The organism is Sphingobacterium olei, from assembly GCF_005048855.1.
GTDB lineage: Bacteria > Bacteroidota > Bacteroidia > Sphingobacteriales > Sphingobacteriaceae > Sphingobacterium > Sphingobacterium olei.
This window is the reverse complement of record NZ_SUME01000013.1, coordinates 17,424-34,360: the sequence shown is the minus strand read 5'-3', so window position 1 is coordinate 34,360 and position 16,937 is coordinate 17,424. Positions and strand designations below refer to the sequence as shown.

The 16,937-nt window shown below is 41.5% G+C and carries 20 protein-coding genes; 13 read left to right on the top strand and 7 right to left on the bottom strand.

Annotated elements, in window-relative coordinates:
- Positions 1 to 3: 3 nt before the first annotated feature.
- The 3 genes from FAZ15_RS21420 to FAZ15_RS21410 form a co-directional block, all read right to left on the bottom strand.
- Positions 4 to 1,083, bottom strand: a complete 1,080-nt coding sequence (locus tag FAZ15_RS21420) for an acyl-CoA dehydrogenase family protein (RefSeq protein ID WP_136903419.1) — start codon at positions 1,081 to 1,083, stop codon at positions 4 to 6.
- A 6-nt stretch (positions 1,084 to 1,089) separates the two neighbouring features.
- Positions 1,090 to 1,695 (bottom strand): nicotinamide riboside transporter PnuC, encoded by a 606-nt coding sequence (gene pnuC, locus FAZ15_RS21415; RefSeq protein WP_202912466.1) that lies wholly within the window; start codon positions 1,693 to 1,695, stop codon positions 1,090 to 1,092.
- A 174-nt stretch (positions 1,696 to 1,869) separates the two neighbouring features.
- Positions 1,870 to 3,363: a malate:quinone oxidoreductase gene (locus FAZ15_RS21410; RefSeq protein WP_136903418.1), complete on the bottom strand. Its 1,494-nt coding sequence runs from the start codon at positions 3,361 to 3,363 to the stop codon at positions 1,870 to 1,872.
- Positions 3,364 to 3,598: 235 nt separating this feature from the next.
- On the opposite strand from FAZ15_RS21410, the gene fabG reads away from it, so the two are divergent.
- Together fabG and FAZ15_RS21400 are read left to right on the top strand one after the other, a co-directional pair.
- Positions 3,599 to 4,342: a 3-oxoacyl-[acyl-carrier-protein] reductase gene (fabG, locus tag FAZ15_RS21405; protein WP_136903417.1), complete on the top strand. Its 744-nt coding sequence runs from the start codon at positions 3,599 to 3,601 to the stop codon at positions 4,340 to 4,342.
- 65 nt (positions 4,343 to 4,407) lie between these two features.
- Complete coding sequence (locus FAZ15_RS21400; RefSeq protein ID WP_136903416.1) at positions 4,408 to 5,382, top strand: LuxE/PaaK family acyltransferase; 975 nt, start codon at positions 4,408 to 4,410, stop codon at positions 5,380 to 5,382.
- 16 nt (positions 5,383 to 5,398) lie between these two features.
- On the opposite strand, the gene ypfJ is transcribed toward FAZ15_RS21400, so the two are convergent.
- Positions 5,399 to 6,265 carry a KPN_02809 family neutral zinc metallopeptidase gene (gene ypfJ, locus FAZ15_RS21395; protein ID WP_136903415.1) on the bottom strand — a complete coding sequence of 289 codons (867 nt, stop codon included), beginning with the start codon at positions 6,263 to 6,265 and terminating at the stop codon, positions 5,399 to 5,401.
- 191 nt (positions 6,266 to 6,456) lie between these two features.
- Between ypfJ and FAZ15_RS21390 the strand changes: the two genes are divergently transcribed.
- Positions 6,457 to 7,035 carry a PhnA domain-containing protein gene (locus tag FAZ15_RS21390; RefSeq protein ID WP_136903414.1) on the top strand — a complete coding sequence of 193 codons (579 nt, stop codon included), beginning with the start codon at positions 6,457 to 6,459 and terminating at the stop codon, positions 7,033 to 7,035.
- A gap of 13 nt (positions 7,036 to 7,048) precedes the next feature.
- Here FAZ15_RS21390 and FAZ15_RS21385 read toward each other — a convergent pair whose 3' ends face one another.
- Positions 7,049 to 8,014 (bottom strand): polysaccharide deacetylase family protein, encoded by a 966-nt coding sequence (locus FAZ15_RS21385; RefSeq protein WP_238387339.1) that lies wholly within the window; start codon positions 8,012 to 8,014, stop codon positions 7,049 to 7,051.
- A 367-nt stretch (positions 8,015 to 8,381) separates the two neighbouring features.
- On the opposite strand from FAZ15_RS21385, the gene FAZ15_RS21380 reads away from it, so the two are divergent.
- The 10 genes from FAZ15_RS21380 (at position 8,382) to FAZ15_RS21335 (ending at position 15,598) form a co-directional block, all read left to right on the top strand.
- Positions 8,382 to 9,128 carry a methionine ABC transporter ATP-binding protein gene (locus FAZ15_RS21380; RefSeq protein WP_136903413.1) on the top strand — a complete coding sequence of 249 codons (747 nt, stop codon included), beginning with the start codon at positions 8,382 to 8,384 and terminating at the stop codon, positions 9,126 to 9,128.
- A gap of 21 nt (positions 9,129 to 9,149) precedes the next feature.
- Positions 9,150 to 9,806, top strand: coding sequence for a methionine ABC transporter permease MetI (locus FAZ15_RS21375; protein ID WP_136903412.1), 657 nt, complete (start codon positions 9,150 to 9,152; stop codon positions 9,804 to 9,806).
- 64 nt (positions 9,807 to 9,870) lie between these two features.
- Positions 9,871 to 10,677, top strand: coding sequence for a methionine ABC transporter substrate-binding lipoprotein MetQ (metQ, locus tag FAZ15_RS21370; protein WP_136903411.1), 807 nt, complete (start codon positions 9,871 to 9,873; stop codon positions 10,675 to 10,677).
- A gap of 43 nt (positions 10,678 to 10,720) precedes the next feature.
- The gene (locus FAZ15_RS21365; RefSeq protein WP_136903410.1) at positions 10,721 to 11,086 is read left to right on the top strand and encodes a hypothetical protein; all 366 of its coding nucleotides are present in this window, start codon (positions 10,721 to 10,723) and stop codon (positions 11,084 to 11,086) included.
- The gene (locus tag FAZ15_RS21360; protein ID WP_136903409.1) at positions 11,083 to 11,580 is read left to right on the top strand and encodes a CpaB family protein; all 498 of its coding nucleotides are present in this window, start codon (positions 11,083 to 11,085) and stop codon (positions 11,578 to 11,580) included. Before FAZ15_RS21365 ends, FAZ15_RS21360 begins: the two co-directional genes overlap by 4 nt.
- A complete protein-coding gene (locus FAZ15_RS21355; protein ID WP_136903408.1) occupies positions 11,577 to 12,197 on the top strand; it encodes a toxin-antitoxin system YwqK family antitoxin in 621 nt (206 codons plus the stop codon). The genes FAZ15_RS21360 and FAZ15_RS21355 overlap by 4 nt, the downstream gene beginning before the upstream one ends.
- On the top strand, positions 12,164 to 13,444 hold the full coding sequence (locus FAZ15_RS21350; RefSeq protein ID WP_136903407.1) for a hypothetical protein: 1,281 nt from the start codon (positions 12,164 to 12,166) through the stop codon (positions 13,442 to 13,444). Before FAZ15_RS21355 ends, FAZ15_RS21350 begins: the two co-directional genes overlap by 34 nt.
- A complete protein-coding gene (locus tag FAZ15_RS21345) occupies positions 13,441 to 13,827 on the top strand; it encodes a type II secretion system protein (RefSeq protein WP_136903406.1) in 387 nt (128 codons plus the stop codon). The genes FAZ15_RS21350 and FAZ15_RS21345 overlap by 4 nt, the downstream gene beginning before the upstream one ends.
- 125 nt (positions 13,828 to 13,952) lie before the next feature.
- Positions 13,953 to 14,447, top strand: a complete 495-nt coding sequence (locus tag FAZ15_RS21340) for a prepilin-type N-terminal cleavage/methylation domain-containing protein (protein WP_136903405.1) — start codon at positions 13,953 to 13,955, stop codon at positions 14,445 to 14,447.
- Positions 14,448 to 14,452: 5 nt separating this feature from the next.
- Positions 14,453 to 15,598 (top strand): type II secretion system F family protein, encoded by a 1,146-nt coding sequence (locus FAZ15_RS21335; protein ID WP_136903404.1) that lies wholly within the window; start codon positions 14,453 to 14,455, stop codon positions 15,596 to 15,598.
- Between the two features lie 18 nt (positions 15,599 to 15,616).
- On the opposite strand, the gene FAZ15_RS21330 is transcribed toward FAZ15_RS21335, so the two are convergent.
- Positions 15,617 to 16,048, bottom strand: a complete 432-nt coding sequence (locus FAZ15_RS21330) for a hypothetical protein (RefSeq protein ID WP_136903403.1) — start codon at positions 16,046 to 16,048, stop codon at positions 15,617 to 15,619.
- Positions 16,049 to 16,343: 295 nt separating this feature from the next.
- Complete coding sequence (locus tag FAZ15_RS21325; protein ID WP_136903402.1) at positions 16,344 to 16,937, bottom strand: hypothetical protein; 594 nt, start codon at positions 16,935 to 16,937, stop codon at positions 16,344 to 16,346.

The window sequence follows — 16,937 nt, the reverse complement described above, 5'->3', positions numbered from 1 at the left end:
AAGTTAATCTTCAATATTGAGTAAACTATGTTGGCTGGCTGTAAATAAATTTCGAAACACGATATTTAATTCATTTTTACGTTGCGCGCCATGAATCCCCACCATTGGATACAATTCTAACACACTGCTTTTAATCTCCTTTACGATAGCATGTGCCTGTAAATGAATTTGTTGAAAGATAGCATCATTTGAGGTCTGTCCGATCTTAAAATTTTCCCAGGATACGACGCAATGTTCCCGTATCAACTGTATTTCCTGTTCTAAATATATTCTTTTACGGTCTACGAGCTTAAAGCGGTCCTTAGCATACTTATCTGCCCAGGCCTCATTCTTTGATTTTTCAAAAAAGTACTTTTCTACTAAATCCAAAAACCTGCGGTACATCCCAGTGTAATTTGCCAATAATGTAATCTCTGCAAAAGGCAAAAAAGGGTAAGCAAATAAAGGGCTGGAGGACAAACGATGCTCGGGAGAGATGGTAAAGGAGTTTGATGGAGAAACCGATAATTTATCGATAGAAAAGCTATGGCTAGCTGTACATTCCAGCCCCATGGTATCCCAATCGTAGTGGATCAATACATTATCCCGATCCACAAAGAACGACCGCACAACAGGATTACCATCTTCATCAAGCAGTGGTACACCATTTTCATGAATAAAACAATTCAACGTAAAATGGGTAAGATGCGGCGCACCCGTAGCATATTGCCATTGTCCACTTATTTCATACAGTCCATCCTCGAGATTAGCTACTCCACCTACCCTTCCGCTACCGCCCCAGCATACCTTCCGCCGCGAAAATATCGCTTTGGCACTGTCCGGTTGCAGGTATCCGGCAAACATATTCGCTCCGGAACACAGTGTAACCGTCCATCCAAGTCCGCCATCCAGGTAAGCCAATTCCTCTAACAACGAAAAGCCTTCCATGATGCTCAGCTCTAATCCCCCATAACTACGTGGTACCCATATATTAAACCATTTCTGCTCATAGATCATTTCCAACTGCTCAGCGACTAGTCTTTTATGTTGTATAGATTGCGCTTGATAATCTTGTATCAGCGCCTTGTTTTTAGGGGATATCATAGCAAATTAATTAAGTTGAAGGCGCATGATCTTTTTCCATTTTAGAAAGCCAAATATAGCTACGATGAATAAAAATGAAGTAAGTGCGGCAAAAAGATAAAGATCCTTGTGGATCAAAAGAGGAACAGCAAAGAAATTACTGATATTTAGCAATATCCAATTCTCAATTTTCCGTTTTGCCAATAACCACATCCCCGCCCATGCAGTAGAAGTTACCCATGCATCCCACATGGGTACGTCAGAATCTGTAACTCCTTTTAAAATAAAATAGAAAAGAAAAAAGCCACCGAACACAATGGCGCCTACTACCTGCCATTCCTTTTTACTGCAACTGCTGATCGGTCGGTCTTTAGCCACCTTGTTAGTCGTCCAGTACCACCAACCATATATACTCATGATTAAGTAATACATATTGAGCGCGATTTCGGCATACAATTTTGCACCAAACAGGACATACATGCTCAATGTAATGGAGAGTATTCCAAAAAAATAATTTGATACTTTGTTATTTTTGGACAACAGTACCTGAATGATTCCAAATATAACAGCTAATCTTTCCAACCAGGAAGTTTGCTGGAAAGCGGTAACGATATGTTCAATTATTATTTCCATTGAAGTGCGTTAAGGATAACTACACTTACGGAACTGCTTTAAGACATGATTTAGAAATTAATCCCTACGCCGGCATTATCCGGATCAGGTTCCTACCTGTTACAGGTATTGGGTATAATCTCAGCCTTTTAATAGAGTCATCTCTATTCTTAGCACCCCATAAGTTTGTCTAACTTATTTTAGTTTTAATACGGTATGCGTTTTTTCCCTTGTGTATGCACACAACTGTGGGTCATCGTTTAATGACTTCCCCCATGAAGGGATCATTTCCCTTAATTTCTTACGATATTCATCTGATTTTGCCCGCTCCGGAAAACATTTTTTCAATAGCTGTATCATAATGGCTACCGAAGTCGAAGCACCTGGCGAGGCACCCAATAGTGCAGCAATGGAACCATCAGCGCTCGATACCACTTCCGTACCAAATTCCAATATTCCACCATGCTTAGGGTCTTTTTTGATTACCTGCACCCGTTGTCCTGCTTTTTCAATTGCCCAATCTTCCAATTTGGCCGTCGGCATAAATTGTTTCAGGGAATCCAACTTATCTTTCGGTTTCTTCATTACTTCCGTAATCAAATACTTCGTTAATGGCAAATTATCTAATCCCGCAGAAAGCATGGGTTTAATATTCGACAATTTAATGGAGGCAGGTAGGTCGAAATACGACCCTTTTTTCAAGAATTTGGTTGAAAACCCCGCATATGGTCCAAACAACAACGCTTGTTTTCCATCAATATAACGGGTATCTAGATGAGGTACCGACATCGGAGGAGCACCTACTGAAGCTTTACCATATACTTTTGAGTTGTGTTGGCTAATGATTTCTTCATTCGTACAGCGCAACCATTGCCCACCTACCGGAAAACCACCATATCCTTTAGCTTCCGGGATACCGGATTTTTCCAATAACAATAGAGAATGGCCTCCTGCACCGATAAAGACAAATTTGGCTATAATCTCACGTTTCTCGCCCGTTTTTAAGTCTTTAACTTCTATTTCCCAACGTCCATCGTCCTCACGTTCAATATCTTTTACCTCCTGATTTAAGGAAAGTTTAATATTATCTTTTTTATCGAGGTGATTTATCAAATCCTCGGTAAGCACCCCAAAGTTAACATCTGTACCAATCTCCATTTTTGTTGCAGCGATAGGTTCATTCGGATCACGGCCTTCCATCATCAGTGGAATCCATTCCTCCAAAAGCGACTTCTCCTCTGTATATTCCATCCCCTTGAACAGGTTTTCCTTCGTCAGCGTTTGATAGCGTGTTTTTAAGAAATTCACATCTTTCTCTCCAAATACAGCACTCATATGAGGCACCTGACGGATAAACTGTTCTGGATTGGCAATTACTCCTTTTTCAACTAAGTAAGACCAGAATTGTTTTGACACCTCAAACTGTTCTGCTATTGTAATCGCCTTGTCGATTTTCACAGAACCATCAGGTTGTTCAGGTGTATAATTTAATTCACATAGGGCAGAATGACCTGTTCCAGCATTATTCCATGCATCCGAACTTTCCGCAGCAACAACATCTAAGCGCTCTAATATCTCAATATTGACAGCAGGATTTAATTCATTAATAAGCGTACCTAATGTAGCACTCATTATACCCCCACCAATAAGAACTACGTCGACTTCAGTTTTTTGTTTTTTCTTGCCCATGTTTATTTAATTGGATGCAAAATTAACATTCAGAATTGGTTATTTCGAATGGTTTTGTCAAAATTCTCTCATTTCCCTAATGAAATTGTAAAAACCGATAATTTCCTTTACATTTTTAGAAAACTTCAGAGACTTCTATTATAAATGCCGGCTATATTAATAAAAGTTTATTTTTGGATTATAAACAGAATTTAACACTTTTGTGCTGAGGATGAATAACAATAATATTATACATATGAAATTACTTGAGGGAAAAACAGCTTTGGTAACAGGAGCTTCAAAAGGTATAGGTCGTAAAATTGCTGAGGTATTTGCCCAACAAGGGGCTAACGTAGCTTTTACCTATTTATCTTCAGTAGAAAAAGGACAAGCACTAGAGCAGGAATTACAAGCTTTTGGAACACAAGTTAAAGGTTATCGCTCAGATGCTTCAAAATTTGACGAAGCAGAGAAGTTAATAGACAGTATAGTAGCCGACTTCGGCACCGTCGATATCGTTGTGAATAACGCAGGTATTACAAAAGATGGCCTATTGATGCGCATGACCGAAGAAAACTGGGATGATGTCATCAATATCAATCTGAAGTCTATTTTCAATGTATCGAAAGCAGTTTCCAAAGTAATGATGAAAAATCGTAAAGGAAGCATTATCAATATGAGTTCGGTGGTAGGTGTGCAAGGTAACGCAGGACAGGCAAATTATGCTGCTTCTAAAGCGGGTATCATTGGTTTCTCAAAATCCCTTGCCAAAGAGCTCGGTTCCCGTAATATCCGTACCAACGTTGTTGCTCCGGGATTCATACGCACCGAGATGACGGAAGTATTGGATCCCAAAGTCGTTGCAGGATGGGAAGCTAATATCCCGTTAAAACGTGCCGGCGAAGCAGAAGATGTGGCCAACGCCTGTCTATTCTTAGCCTCCGATCTTTCCGCATACATCAACGGTCAGGTATTACCGGTCTGTGGCGGTATGTTATAAGAAATATAGGACAAGCTGCCTACCAGCGGCAGGCAGCTTGTCCTGTTATATCACATGTTTGTAAAATGGCAGCACATCTTTTTGATATTTCAGATGATCATCAATTTAATGCGGCTGCATTGGCTACATTCCACTATCAATATGAACATACGCCAGTTTATCGCCAATATGTAACCCATCTCGGTGTTCAACCAGACCGGGTCGATCATTACTCAAAAATCCCGTTTCTGCCAATCCAGTTTTTCAAGACGCAGTCGATTATCGTCAAAGACAAAACTCCTGAAATTACGTTTACCAGTTCGGGTACTACAGGAATGGTGACGAGCCGACATCCCGTAGCGGATATACAGATATACGAAAAGAGTTTTCGCAACGCCTTTGCGTTGTTCTATGGGGATATAAGAAACACGGCTATACTCGCCCTCCTTCCATCCTATCTAGAACGGTCTGGATCGAGTCTTATCTATATGGTAGACGATCTCATAAAATCTTCCCATCAGGAGGAAAGCAATTATTTTCTTTATAACCACGAAGACCTATATCGCGTACTACAAGAATTGCAGGTCAAGGGTACAAAGACCATACTTATCGGGGTTACCTATGCCTTATTAGATTTTATTGAAAAATACACGGTCAACTTTCCTGATCTCATCGTAATGGAGACAGGAGGTATGAAGGGTCAACGCAAAGAAATGGTTCGCCTTGAGCTGCACGAATTATTGTGTAAGGGGTTCGGAACTTCCACCATCCATTCCGAATATGGCATGACAGAGTTGCTATCGCAAGGGTATTCTTACGGACACGGACTTTTTAAAACACCTCCGTGGATGAAGATACTTATTCGAGATACCAACGATCCATTGACATTGCTCGACAACACAAAAACAGGAGCTATAAATGTCATTGATCTAGCAAACTATTACTCCTGCTCATTTATTGCCACCCAGGACTTGGGCAAATATCACGAAAATGGTGATTTCGAGATCCTCGGTCGCTTTGACAATGCAGACATCCGGGGCTGTAACCTATTGATTCAATAGGCTTTCTGAAAGAAATTTACTTCAAACTTGGGTCATTGAAAGTATTACCGGCATTAATATCTCCGGTATCATATCCCTTTTTAAACCAATATGCCCGTTGTTCCGAAGTACCATGTGTAAACGATTCCGGATTGGAACGTCCTGTCGCCTGTTCTTGAAGGTGATCATCACCAACTGCTGCTGCAGCCTGCATACCATCTACAATATCATCGTAGGTCAACTCGATTTCGGTAAGCTTATTAACGTGATGAGCCCATACACCAGCATAAAAATCCGCTTGCAATTCCGTCATCACCGAAATTTTATTATATTCCCGCTCGCTCATCTTCCCCCGCATAGCATTGGTCTTATCCATCACACCCAATACATTCTGAATATGATGTCCCACTTCATGAGCAATTACATACGCTAACGCAAACTCACCTTTAGCGCCAAATTTCTCAGACAACTCTCTATTAAATCCCAGGTCGAGGTATACTTTCTGGTCCGCAGGACAGTAAAAAGGCCCAAAGTGCGACTGTCCATAGCCACAGCCTTCCGTTGCCGTACCTTCTGTATAGATGACCATCGTTGGTTTAGGATAAGTTTCTCCCGCTTTCTTGAATAAACTAGACCATACATCGTCCGTGCTCGCGAGTACAACATCGGCAAAATCCAATAGTCGATCCTCTTCTGGAGTAGATTGATACTCCCCTTGCTGGGATGCATTCATCGCACTACCACCGCCCATCTGATCCAATATCTGCGCAGGATCCCCGCCCAGTAATAAACTAACCACCAGTACGATCACGCCACCAATACCTCCAAGTGTGAGTTTTTGTCCCCCAGACATCCCCCTTCTATCCTCAATATTTCCGCCTCTACGGCCACCTTGCCATTTCATAATTCAGCTATTTAATGATTAATATTTTTTTTCTAATCAATAATACAAAATCTCTGCCACAACTTTCTTACTGCGTCAGGAATGTTTGATTAAAAAAAATCAACGATCAAAACACTCCCTTGATACTTTCGAATTTGCTAATACGCCTTCAAAAGATTTTAATTTCGTATTTTTGCGCAAAATAAAATCAGATGAATCTAGCGCAACAACTTATTGCACGCAGTGGAGGGGCATGTGAATTATGTTCGTATACAGAAAATCTTTCCATATACGAAGTACCCCCTACGTCTGTAGCAAATAGCGACAACAGTATTTTGGTATGTCAGACTTGTCTGGCACAGATCGAAAAAAAAGAACAATTAAATTCAGAACACTGGAAAGTGCTGTCGGACAGCATGTGGTCTGAATACCCTGCCGTACAGGTCGTCGCCTGGCGGATATTAAGCCGATTGCGAAATGAGAGCTGGGCATCGGATAATCTGGAGATACTTTATCTGGATGACGAAAACCTAGAATGGGCTAAGAAAACAGGTGACCACGAACAGGACGGTACTGTAGAATTTCATCAGGATTCCAATGGCACCCGATTATATGAAGGAGATACGGTCGTTCTTACCAAAACGTTAGATGTAAAAGGGTCTTCTTTAAGCGCAAAACTGGGTACAGTTGTCAAGAATATAAAATTAGTGGCCGACAACACCGAACAAATAGAAGGAAAAGTAGAAGGACAGACGATTGTAATTCTAACCAAATATCTACGCAAAGGATAAAGAATATGACCGATTAATATCTCTTCGGGTAATCTTCTATAAAATCAAATTGATAATCTTCGCGTTTAAGGCTGTCGATGAGTGCTGTCAGTAACAGCTGTCCTTTCTTATTCTGAAACATATCGTCGTGCATCAGTAAAACCACGTTGTTAGGTGTCAAGGAACTCTTGTTGTTCATAAAGTTCCGGATCCGATGATATATCTCCCCTACCGACTGTATCGGTTTGCCGGTTAATCCGTGGATTCTCCATTCGACGTCCCACCCATAGATCTTGTACCCATTGGTATACAGTAAATCTGCGGTACTCGATCCACTTTGCAGATCTATCTTACGCACATCGTCATATATCCATATATTTCGGCCTGGTAAGCGAATAATCTTATGCGTTAAAGCTAAATCAACTTCATTCTTTTCGAAATCAGCAAATGCCGTATTTGGATTGCTATAAAATGCACTGAATCTGTTCATTCCGTGCGTATAGGAATGATTATAACAACCCACCAGTGGATTTGATCTGTATTTTTCCAGATCTCGCTTCAGACGTTTGCTCATATTAGCATGCCGTCCGACCAAAAAAGCATTTATTTTGATATCCTTTGCCGTAGCAATGGAATCAATCGCTGCACTGCCGATTAAGGGACCATCATCGAATGTAAGGTAAACATGCTTCGGTTTGTTATCAAATTCTCTGCGCAAAGAATCTTTTAAGCGTCGTTTCTGCAATTTGACATCAACAGGATTGATACTATCCACTTGGAATGTTATTAGATTCTTTTGTAAAGAATCCCATTTTGTAATCAGTAATGGACTTTTCTTTGGCTCTGGCTGTATCATCGTCGAGTCGAATCCGGCAACAGCCGTATCAGCTGTTGCAATATAACCCAAGGTGGTGCTTGAGCTGTGCTGACATGACGTAAATTCCAATAAAATTAGAATTGATAATATGGACAGCATGTTCCCTCTCCCGATCTTTGCCATTTTATATACCACAAAATTAAAGTGTGCATTATTTAAACGCAAAAATAGCTTTTTTTCACAAGACAAAACCAATCTCAATTAAAGTATTTTCCACAAATATTGTAAAAAGCAGAAAATTTTTATTGCGACACGCACAAACATTTTCGTAACAGCGAATCCCGACAACCCATTTCATCCGCCGATAAGCAGGCAAATTGGTTTCAAACCGAACGCTATATCGAAACAATATAGACCAGTCTTATAGATTTAATTACATTAAATAAATTAAACACCTTATCTTAGCCCCATAAAACTATTTTGTTGGAAAAAAAACATCCACGACAGGCTACCTGTATACGGTATACGATGGATACTTTTACAAAAGTATATGATTCATTTAGACAAGGTAAGTAAGGTATTTCATAAAAAAAATGGTCGGGTAGTCGCGTTAAAAGAGGTTACGTTGCACATCGAAAAAGAAGATATCTTTGGCATCATAGGATCATCCGGTGCAGGGAAAAGCACCTTGATCCGCACGGTTAACCTACTTGAAAGGCCCACCTCCGGACATATTTTCTGGGATAAGGTTGATTTGGCTACGTTGGGGGACAAGGCACTTATTCAAGTCCGTCGCAAAATTGGGATGATATTCCAACAATTCAACCTCCTCTCCTCGCGTACCGTATACGAAAATATCGCGTTTCCACTCGAACTTGTCGGTACCCGTACGGAGGTGATCCGGGATAAGGTAGAGCGGTTACTCGTACTGGTGGATCTGCTCGATAAAAAAGATGAATATCCGGCGAATTTATCCGGTGGGCAAAAACAACGGGTCGCCATCGGAAGAGCCTTGGCATCAGATCCAGAAATATTGCTTTGCGATGAAGCAACCAGCGCCCTCGACCCGCACACTACGCGGTCCATACTCGCTCTTTTAAAAAAAATAAACCGCGAGTTGGGCATTACTATCATCCTGATCACACACGAAATGGAGGTTGTACGCGCGATATGCAACAGGGTAGCCGTCATTGCACAGGGTGAGATCATTGAACAGAATGATGTGGAATCCCTGTTTTTAAATCCACAAACACAGGTTACCAAAGATCTACTCAACCCATCCTTACGAATCGATTAACTTAAACAATTGCTATTACATATGTCTGAAGGAATATTTTGGTTATTATTAAAAGGCACTTGGGAAACTATATTTATGACCTTTACATCTGGATTTTTCAGTTTTTGTATCGGTTTGCCCTTAGGTATCTTTCTATTTGTCACCCGTCCCGGCCAATTAATGGAAAATCGTTCGCTATACCGCACGACAGCCTTCTTTGTGAATGTGTTCCGTTCGATCCCATTTATCATTCTTATCGTCTGGATGATTCCTTTTACCCGTATGTTGGTAGGGACCTCCATCGGTATGCAGGCTGCTATCGTACCGCTCAGTATTGGTGCAGCTCCGTTTGTCGCCCGTCTTGTTGAAAATTGCCTATTGGAGATACCGCATGGTCTTATTGAAGCAGCCCGTGCCATGGGTGCTACGCCCATGCAGGTGGTACGTAAGGTACTTGTTCCCGAAGCTTTACCTGCGTTGATCAATAGTGCTTCTGTCACCCTGATTACACTGGTCGGTTACTCCGCAATGGGGGGTGCAGTAGGTGCAGGCGGACTCGGGCATATTGGTTATCAATATGGATACGTCGGGTATGATGCGCTGATTATGAATATGGTGCTGATTCTGCTCGTAGGCATTGTCTTCCTTATCCAATTCACGGGCGATAGGCTGTCCAAACGCGTAGATCATCGCAAATAACAATGCCTACTAGTTTTATCCGAGATATTAAAGTTATATTATTATACAGTTAAAAAATACACATATGAACACAGCCTTCAAATCAATAATAGGCCTGGCAATCGCTGCCATTGCCCTATCCTGCTCTTCTAATTCCAATAACGAGAATGTACTGAAGGTCGGCGTACAAGCCGGACCGGAGTATGTATTGGCCGAAACAGCAAAGAAAGTCGCCAAGGAAAAATATAACCTGGATGTCGAACTCGTTACATTCAATGATTATGTCATGCCTAATGAAGCCCTGCGTCAAAAGGATATCGATGCCAATGTATTTCAGAACAGGCCTTATCTAGATGTACAGGCCAAAAACAGGGGATATGACTTTGAAGTATTGGGCAATACATTTGTCTATCCGATGGCAGGCTATTCCAAAAAAATAACATCCATCGAGCAGCTTAAAAACGAAGATACGATTGTCATACCGAATGATCCCACCAATCTGGGAAGAGCCTTGCTATTACTACAGCAAGTCGGCCTGATCAAGCTAAGGGATGGCAGCAATTTACTTCCAACACTGCAGGATATAACGGAAAACAATAAAAACCTGCGGATCCTGGAATTGGAAGCGCCCCAACTGCCACGTACATTGGACGACGATAAGGTAACAGTGGCCGTGATCAATAACAATTTTGCAGCAAGTCATCAGCTCACAGCCAAAAAAGACGGCATTTTTGTAGAGAGTGAAAAATCACCTTACGTGAATATCATTGTAAGCCGTAAAGACAATAAGGATGATGCCAAGCTTGCTAATTTTGTAAAATCATATCAATCCGACGAAGTTGTTCAGGCTGCAGAAGAGGCATTTAAAGGTGGTGCCATCAAGGGCTGGTAAAAATAGATAATATTCCCTATCTTTAGCTACCAAGAATTAATTTATGTACTTATTTAAAATAGGACTTGTGGTGTTACTTTTCGGCGGATTAACGTCCTGTGCGGAATTCATTGAGTACCCGCTTGAAGAAGAACAGGTCGCACTGGTCGCCCCCATGAACAATCTGGAGACAACGGACTCCGTTATTGCCTTTTGGTGGGAGCACCACGAAGATGCCAAATATTACCGTTTCCAACTCGTATCGCCTAATTTTGAGGAGATTCGGGCGGCACTGATTGATTCGTTAACCTATGACAATAAGATTGAGCTCATTCTAAAACCGGGGAAATACAGTTGGCGCGTACGTCCAGAAAACGATGGAAGTGCCGGTCAATACCAATATAGAGAACTTGAAATAGTTGCTGAATGAACAATAAGGCACTCGTTTACATTTTATTAGCCGTAGTCGTCGGTGTGTGGGGATATGTTATCTACCGCGTATTCAGCGCGGTCTCCGGTGATGAAGGACAAGTGATCATGGCCAGCAGGCCTGTAAATATAGCCGTCCAGGATCTTGACTATTATACAGTTAAAGATAGCCTATTCCTTTCTCTCAACTACCGGGATCCCATTTACAACAGTGGCGATGCAGCAGACGATGAGATTGGAGAGCAGGGAGAAGTCGACCTGCATTATACAGATCCCTATGCTGTCTATGTTGAACCCGAACCTCAGGTCGATATCAGCTATCAGGGTTTTATCGAAAACGAGTCAAATAAAAAACGGATCGCTATTGTCACCATATCGGGCAATCAATACATGATGGCCAAAGACGACCGGCAACAGGAGATTACCGTCCGTAACATCCAGCCCGACCGCATCATTATTACACATAAAAACGAAACAAAAACCATATTTAAATGAAGTTTATAGGAATCCTTATTTTCTTGATCACATGCTGTAGCCCCTTATGGGCACAAAACTATATGGACGTCATGGACAATAATAAGGTGACTATCCATACCGATCATCAACATAAAATTATATTCCAGACAAAAGAAATACACAAAAAGACCTCGCCCGACAACACCTATTTCTGGTATGCTTCGCGCAAAATCCATGAAACACAGGGCGACTATTCGGGTAAATTACTGCATGGAGACTACCTGCATTATTACCCTGATAATGAACTTGCTTACAAAGGTCAATTTAAGAAAGGTTTAAAAACCGGAACCTGGACAGAGTGGACCGACGACGGCATCCTCAAAAAGCAGAGCCACTGGAAAAAAGGGCAAGAAACCGGAGCATATAGTTTGTACGACGAAAAAGGCAATACCTTGGAAATGGGAAAGCTTAAAGCCGGCAGACGAAATGGGAAGGTTGTTATGCGTCTACCACAGGATAGTACATTTTCCACCACCTACTATCAAGAGGGCAACGAAATCTCCAAAGAAGCATACATCGATCAGAATATATTCAGGAGAACTGGTCATTACATCGGACAGCAATGGCAGAAATTGTTTTCGAAGAAAAACAAGTAAGTAAAAAGCTGACTGCTTCGGCGCTACAGCTTACATTGATTATCTCGTTGATCATTACCATTATCCTTGGTTCGCTGATCTACCTATACAGTTTTTACAGGCAGCAAGATAGTAAGATCCAGCATCAGGACCGTTTATTAAATCTTATTACCTCGGGTTTCGAACTTTCCAAATCGGTGTATCTTTCTCCCAGTGACACCGTATGGGCCGATGTGCTTTATGCAGGCGACAGCCTGCGTGTGCAGAAAGAAAACTGGGGGTTGTATGACAAAGTAACTTTGACGGCTATTTATCAGCACGACAGCATTAAGCGTGCTTTCCTGCTCGGTCTGGAAAGCATCGACAGTACCGTACTGTATGTTTCTGATGAAGACCGTAACCTATCAGTAAGCGGCCGTACCACGATTATCGGCACCGCTTACCTGCCTCAAGCCGGCATCAAACCCGCATTCGTTGACGGCAAGTTTTTCGATGGAAAAGAAGAAATTATCGAAGGCAAAAAGAAGTTCAGCGAGCGTGCTTTACCCGCCATCGATAAGCAACGTTTGCAGCCGTTAACCGAAGGACTGGATAGCAGCACTTTTTTAAGCCCTTCGATGCTTCAATTTTCCCAACATTTCCGTTCCTTTAAAGAGCCCACGCAATACGTTTACAGCGAAGCAGCGCTATGGCTTTCTAATCAAGCAATAGAAGGCAATATCATGCTATCCAGCGACACGCTGATCCATATTACTGCCGACTGCACCCTAGAACACATCATCTGCATCGCCCCCACCATACGAGTCGACAAGGGCTTTCGTGGAAGTGTACAACTCTTCGCTACAGACTCCCTTATTGTGGGCGATGAAGTACACCTCTCGTATCCATCTGCCTTGGTATTATTTGCCGAAGACGAAGAGTTCCGCAGAGCGTTAAAGATAGGCAAAGATGGCTCCATCGCTGGGAGTGTCCTGCTTTATGAAGAAAAGCGGAGTTCCGTACCCCACATGCTGAGCCTAGGTGAAAACAGTTTAGTAACGGGCGAGCTCATTGCATTTGGGATGCTCAAATACACGAAACCCTTAACCGTAAGAGGCAGCACGTACTGTTATCGTTTTATTACGCAGACCCCCAGCTCCCTGTACGAGAACTTCCTGATCGATATCAACCTTGATCGATCGGCACGCCATCCCTTCTTCCTGCAGAGCTATGCCTGGCAAAAAGAAGAAAAGAATGTACCGAATAGTATACTAACCTGGCTGGAATGAAGACGATGAAGATAACGCGACGAAGATTAAAAGCCTCTACGTTGGTCGAGGTACTAATTGCGATGGTCATCCTGCTCAGTGTGTTTGCCGTAGGCATGATGATCTTTGCTAACTTAACCAGTAGCAGCAGATCCCGGGAATCCAAAACCATTCAGGCCCAGATGCAGGATATCCTATTTCAATACCGGCAAGACGAAGACATTCCGCCTACCCAGACCATCGATAGTGTGGTTTATTACCTCGAAGAAGAACCTCTCACAGCATACCCCGACCTCACAAAAGTAACCGTCTACGCCGAACGCCTCGCCGATCATGCCGTTATCGACAGTGTTATAGAGATTCAACTTAGATTGCCACACCTTCGTACCTCAGGTTCGCAATGACGCGGAGATTGTACGTCTTCACTAACACTATAATCGTCATTGCGAGGAGGTACGACGTGGCAATCTTTCTCGACGAATGAAAACAAAAAAACTTTAAATTACACGCTTTATATTTATTTTTACGCATGCGACACCATCGACATCAATTAGCCGCCTTTACCCTACTGGAAGTAACCATAGCGATGTTGCTTGTTGCGATATTAAGCGCATTTGCCTATTACGCCTTTTCAACCTTTAACCGCTTACTATCCGATCAGCAGATCAAAAAAAGAGATCAGTATTCCGTTGATCTTTTCCGGCACCGTATCAAGGTAGACAGCTATCGTGCCGACAGCATATTTTTAGATCAAGCGGTATTGCGTCTTAAAGATTCCGTAGGATACATCGATTATACCTTTCTGGATTCCCTTATCCTCCGCGAGCAGTATGCATTGCGTACCGACAGCTTTCTGATCAGCTATGACATACCCCAGTATGATTTTGTATCCAGCGGAAATTTCGAAAGCAACCTGATCCAGTCGTATACCATTCCGTTGCAGATCGACGATAAAACCGTACCTTTACATATATACAAACAATATTCATCCCTACAGTTAACTGGAGTTATTCCCATCGAGTAGAGCCTATGTCGCAGATTGATATTTCATCCTATAAAAAGAAGAAAGCAGTTTCGTCCGAAAAGGCGCCTTCGTTTGATCTGTTGGCATTGCTCAATAAAGATATCAGCTTTGGCAGTAAGCAGCTGGGCGACCGAAAGAAAGAAGAGTTCTACATCGAGCTGAGTATGCTTTTATTATCCGGAGTCGATCTGAAGACCGCCTTCGAATTGGTGCTTATCGATCAAAAAAAAACAAAAGAAGGGCAGCTCTTCCATGAAATCCGGGAGCAGGTATTGCAGGGCGATCCCCTTTCCGAGGCCTTACGCAAAAAAAGAGGGAAATTTAGCGATTACGAATATTATAGCATACAGATCGGTGAAGAAACCGGAAAGTTAGGCGAAGTGCTCAAAGAGCTGGCCGATTATTATAAAAATAAGATTGCGCAACGACGCAAAATAATATCCGCTCTCACCTATCCGCTGATCGTGTTGTGTACCTCTATGGGGGCAGTATTCTTTATGCTTAAGTTTGTGGTACCGATGTTCGCCGATGTGTTTACCCGATTTGGCGGAGAGCTGCCTTGGATTACCGGCTTTATCCTCGATGTATCCAATTTTTTAGATCAAACCTTTTGGTGGGCCATGTTGTTCTTTGCCGTAATTGCCTTTGGACTATACAGCAGCAGAAAGAAGGTATGGTACCGCAAGTGGTCATCTACCATACTCTTGAAGCTTCCCGTTGCTGGCGACATTATCCGTAAGATCCATTTGGCGCGCTTTGCCAATACGATGCGGCTGCTGGTAAGCACAAATACCCCCTTGTTGCAGGCCATACAGCTGGTACGGCAGATGTCGGATTTCTATCCCATTCAACAATCCCTGCTGCAGACCGAAGATCTTATCCTTCACGGTGAGAGTCTGCACAACAGTTTGGCAAAATTTGATTTCTATCCCGGTAAGATTGTGCAGCTGATCAAAGTAGGTGAAGAAGTAAATAGACTGGATTTCTTTTTCGATAAGATTGCTACCCAACTCACCGAGGAAGTGGAATACAAGACCTCCACTATTTCTACGGTGCTTGAGCCATTGATCATTATTTTTTTAGGACTGGTTGTGGGGTTGATTTTGATCGCTATGTACCTACCGATGTTCCAGATGAGTAATAGTTTTTAGAAATGACTATAAACTAACTTAAAATAGATATTGATGGTATTTTTCCTGTCGATCCATGGATTCTTGCACCATCTTTTTATATTCCTCTTTTTCTGTTATAATATCAACTAAAACTTTATTGAACGATGCAATCCTTTTTTCAATATCGTTAACTCCTTTATAGTCAGGCACACAATGAAACATAGATATGACACGAGTATCTCTGTAAATTTTCATCAGAATAGCGTCAGACGGATACATTCGAGGCGTCCCTATACGATACTCTCCCTCAATCAAAGCGATACAGTTTTTTTCAAAAGATTTTTTAATACCAACGTCTTCCTCTTGCGTAAACCGAATTGTATCTATCAATATGTCATCTTTTCTGAACTCCAGTTTTAAAACACGGGAATGATAGTCGAATGTAAGCCAGGGACTCAATTCGATCTGAACATTAAATCTATCAGACAAAGAAGGTCCTTTATTTGTATCACACCCGCTAAAAAGGACTATACAAAAGAATAAAATACATTTTAAGGTGTTATCCATAATGTAATTTACTATCCAAAAGCCCTCTATACTCGTTCCAAACAAATAAATCCAGTCCTTACAATATAGCAAAACTTACAAAAAACAGGGTATGCTCTTGACCCGTATTCTGTATTTTCTCCGTACATACAGGATAAGAGCTTTTCACTATTAAGCACGAGCACTGCATATACTCGCACTAAAAGAATTAAATAGCTATTACTCTTTCTCATCACTATTACTCTTTCTCATCACGTTTTGAACTTACCTCATCTAGTGGGCACTCCTCCACTTTTTCTTTTCCTACCTTCAACAGGACAATTTCGTTATCTTTGAATGCTATTAAAAACTCAGAGCTAGATCCATCGAGGTAAGCAATCGTATCGTAAGTATTGTTGGACAACAATTCAAGCACTTTATTTTCTTTGTACATTCGTAATAATTCACCTTCGTAAAACACATTATAGAACTGATTATAACCAAATACGCCTATAAGTTGATTTTTCGAATTCAACAAATAGCTAGAAGTAGTTGCAATCTGTTTATTCCCATTGTCATCAAGAGAATAAACAAATACAAAGTCTTTATCTTTGACCTGTTGCGAAAATGGTTTGTCCGGATAAACAGGTATAATTGTAAAAAGGTGAACAAAACGCTGCGGCTGTTCCTTTTTAAGGTGTTTAAATCGCTTAATATTTTTTTTAAAAATTTCCATCAGAGACTCTTCATATTGAAGAAGAGCTACACTGTCAATTTTTTTTTCATAAGAAAACTGGCAATACACACGTAATGAAACTAAACACAAAATTATCAAGATAAAAACAGACTTCAT

What these genes read in the sequence shown, in the direction of transcription:
- ypfJ (WP_136903415.1), bottom strand. Translation starts at nt 6,265, where the DNA reads ATGAAATGGCAAGGTGGCCGTAGAGGCGGAAATATTGAGGATAGAAGG.
- FAZ15_RS21375 (WP_136903412.1), top strand. Translation starts at nt 9,150, where the DNA reads ATGTCTGAAGGAATATTTTGGTTATTATTAAAAGGCACTTGGGAAACT.
- FAZ15_RS21355 (WP_136903408.1), top strand. Translation starts at nt 11,577, where the DNA reads ATGAAGTTTATAGGAATCCTTATTTTCTTGATCACATGCTGTAGCCCC.
- pnuC (WP_202912466.1), bottom strand. Translation starts at nt 1,695, where the DNA reads ATGGAAATAATAATTGAACATATCGTTACCGCTTTCCAGCAAACTTCC.
- FAZ15_RS21350 (WP_136903407.1), top strand. Translation starts at nt 12,164, where the DNA reads ATGGCAGAAATTGTTTTCGAAGAAAAACAAGTAAGTAAAAAGCTGACT.
- fabG (WP_136903417.1), top strand. Translation starts at nt 3,599, where the DNA reads ATGAAATTACTTGAGGGAAAAACAGCTTTGGTAACAGGAGCTTCAAAA.
- FAZ15_RS21420 (WP_136903419.1), bottom strand. Translation starts at nt 1,083, where the DNA reads ATGATATCCCCTAAAAACAAGGCGCTGATACAAGATTATCAAGCGCAA.
- FAZ15_RS21385 (WP_238387339.1), bottom strand. Translation starts at nt 8,014, where the DNA reads ATGGCAAAGATCGGGAGAGGGAACATGCTGTCCATATTATCAATTCTA.
- FAZ15_RS21335 (WP_136903404.1), top strand. Translation starts at nt 14,453, where the DNA reads ATGTCGCAGATTGATATTTCATCCTATAAAAAGAAGAAAGCAGTTTCG.
- metQ (WP_136903411.1), top strand. Translation starts at nt 9,871, where the DNA reads ATGAACACAGCCTTCAAATCAATAATAGGCCTGGCAATCGCTGCCATT.
- FAZ15_RS21360 (WP_136903409.1), top strand. Translation starts at nt 11,083, where the DNA reads ATGAACAATAAGGCACTCGTTTACATTTTATTAGCCGTAGTCGTCGGT.
- FAZ15_RS21345 (WP_136903406.1), top strand. Translation starts at nt 13,441, where the DNA reads ATGAAGACGATGAAGATAACGCGACGAAGATTAAAAGCCTCTACGTTG.
- FAZ15_RS21410 (WP_136903418.1), bottom strand. Translation starts at nt 3,363, where the DNA reads ATGGGCAAGAAAAAACAAAAAACTGAAGTCGACGTAGTTCTTATTGGT.
- FAZ15_RS21365 (WP_136903410.1), top strand. Translation starts at nt 10,721, where the DNA reads ATGTACTTATTTAAAATAGGACTTGTGGTGTTACTTTTCGGCGGATTA.
- FAZ15_RS21380 (WP_136903413.1), top strand. Translation starts at nt 8,382, where the DNA reads ATGATTCATTTAGACAAGGTAAGTAAGGTATTTCATAAAAAAAATGGT.
- FAZ15_RS21390 (WP_136903414.1), top strand. Translation starts at nt 6,457, where the DNA reads ATGAATCTAGCGCAACAACTTATTGCACGCAGTGGAGGGGCATGTGAA.
- FAZ15_RS21340 (WP_136903405.1), top strand. Translation starts at nt 13,953, where the DNA reads ATGCGACACCATCGACATCAATTAGCCGCCTTTACCCTACTGGAAGTA.
- FAZ15_RS21325 (WP_136903402.1), bottom strand. Translation starts at nt 16,937, where the DNA reads ATGAAGTCTGTTTTTATCTTGATAATTTTGTGTTTAGTTTCATTACGT.
- FAZ15_RS21400 (WP_136903416.1), top strand. Translation starts at nt 4,408, where the DNA reads ATGGCAGCACATCTTTTTGATATTTCAGATGATCATCAATTTAATGCG.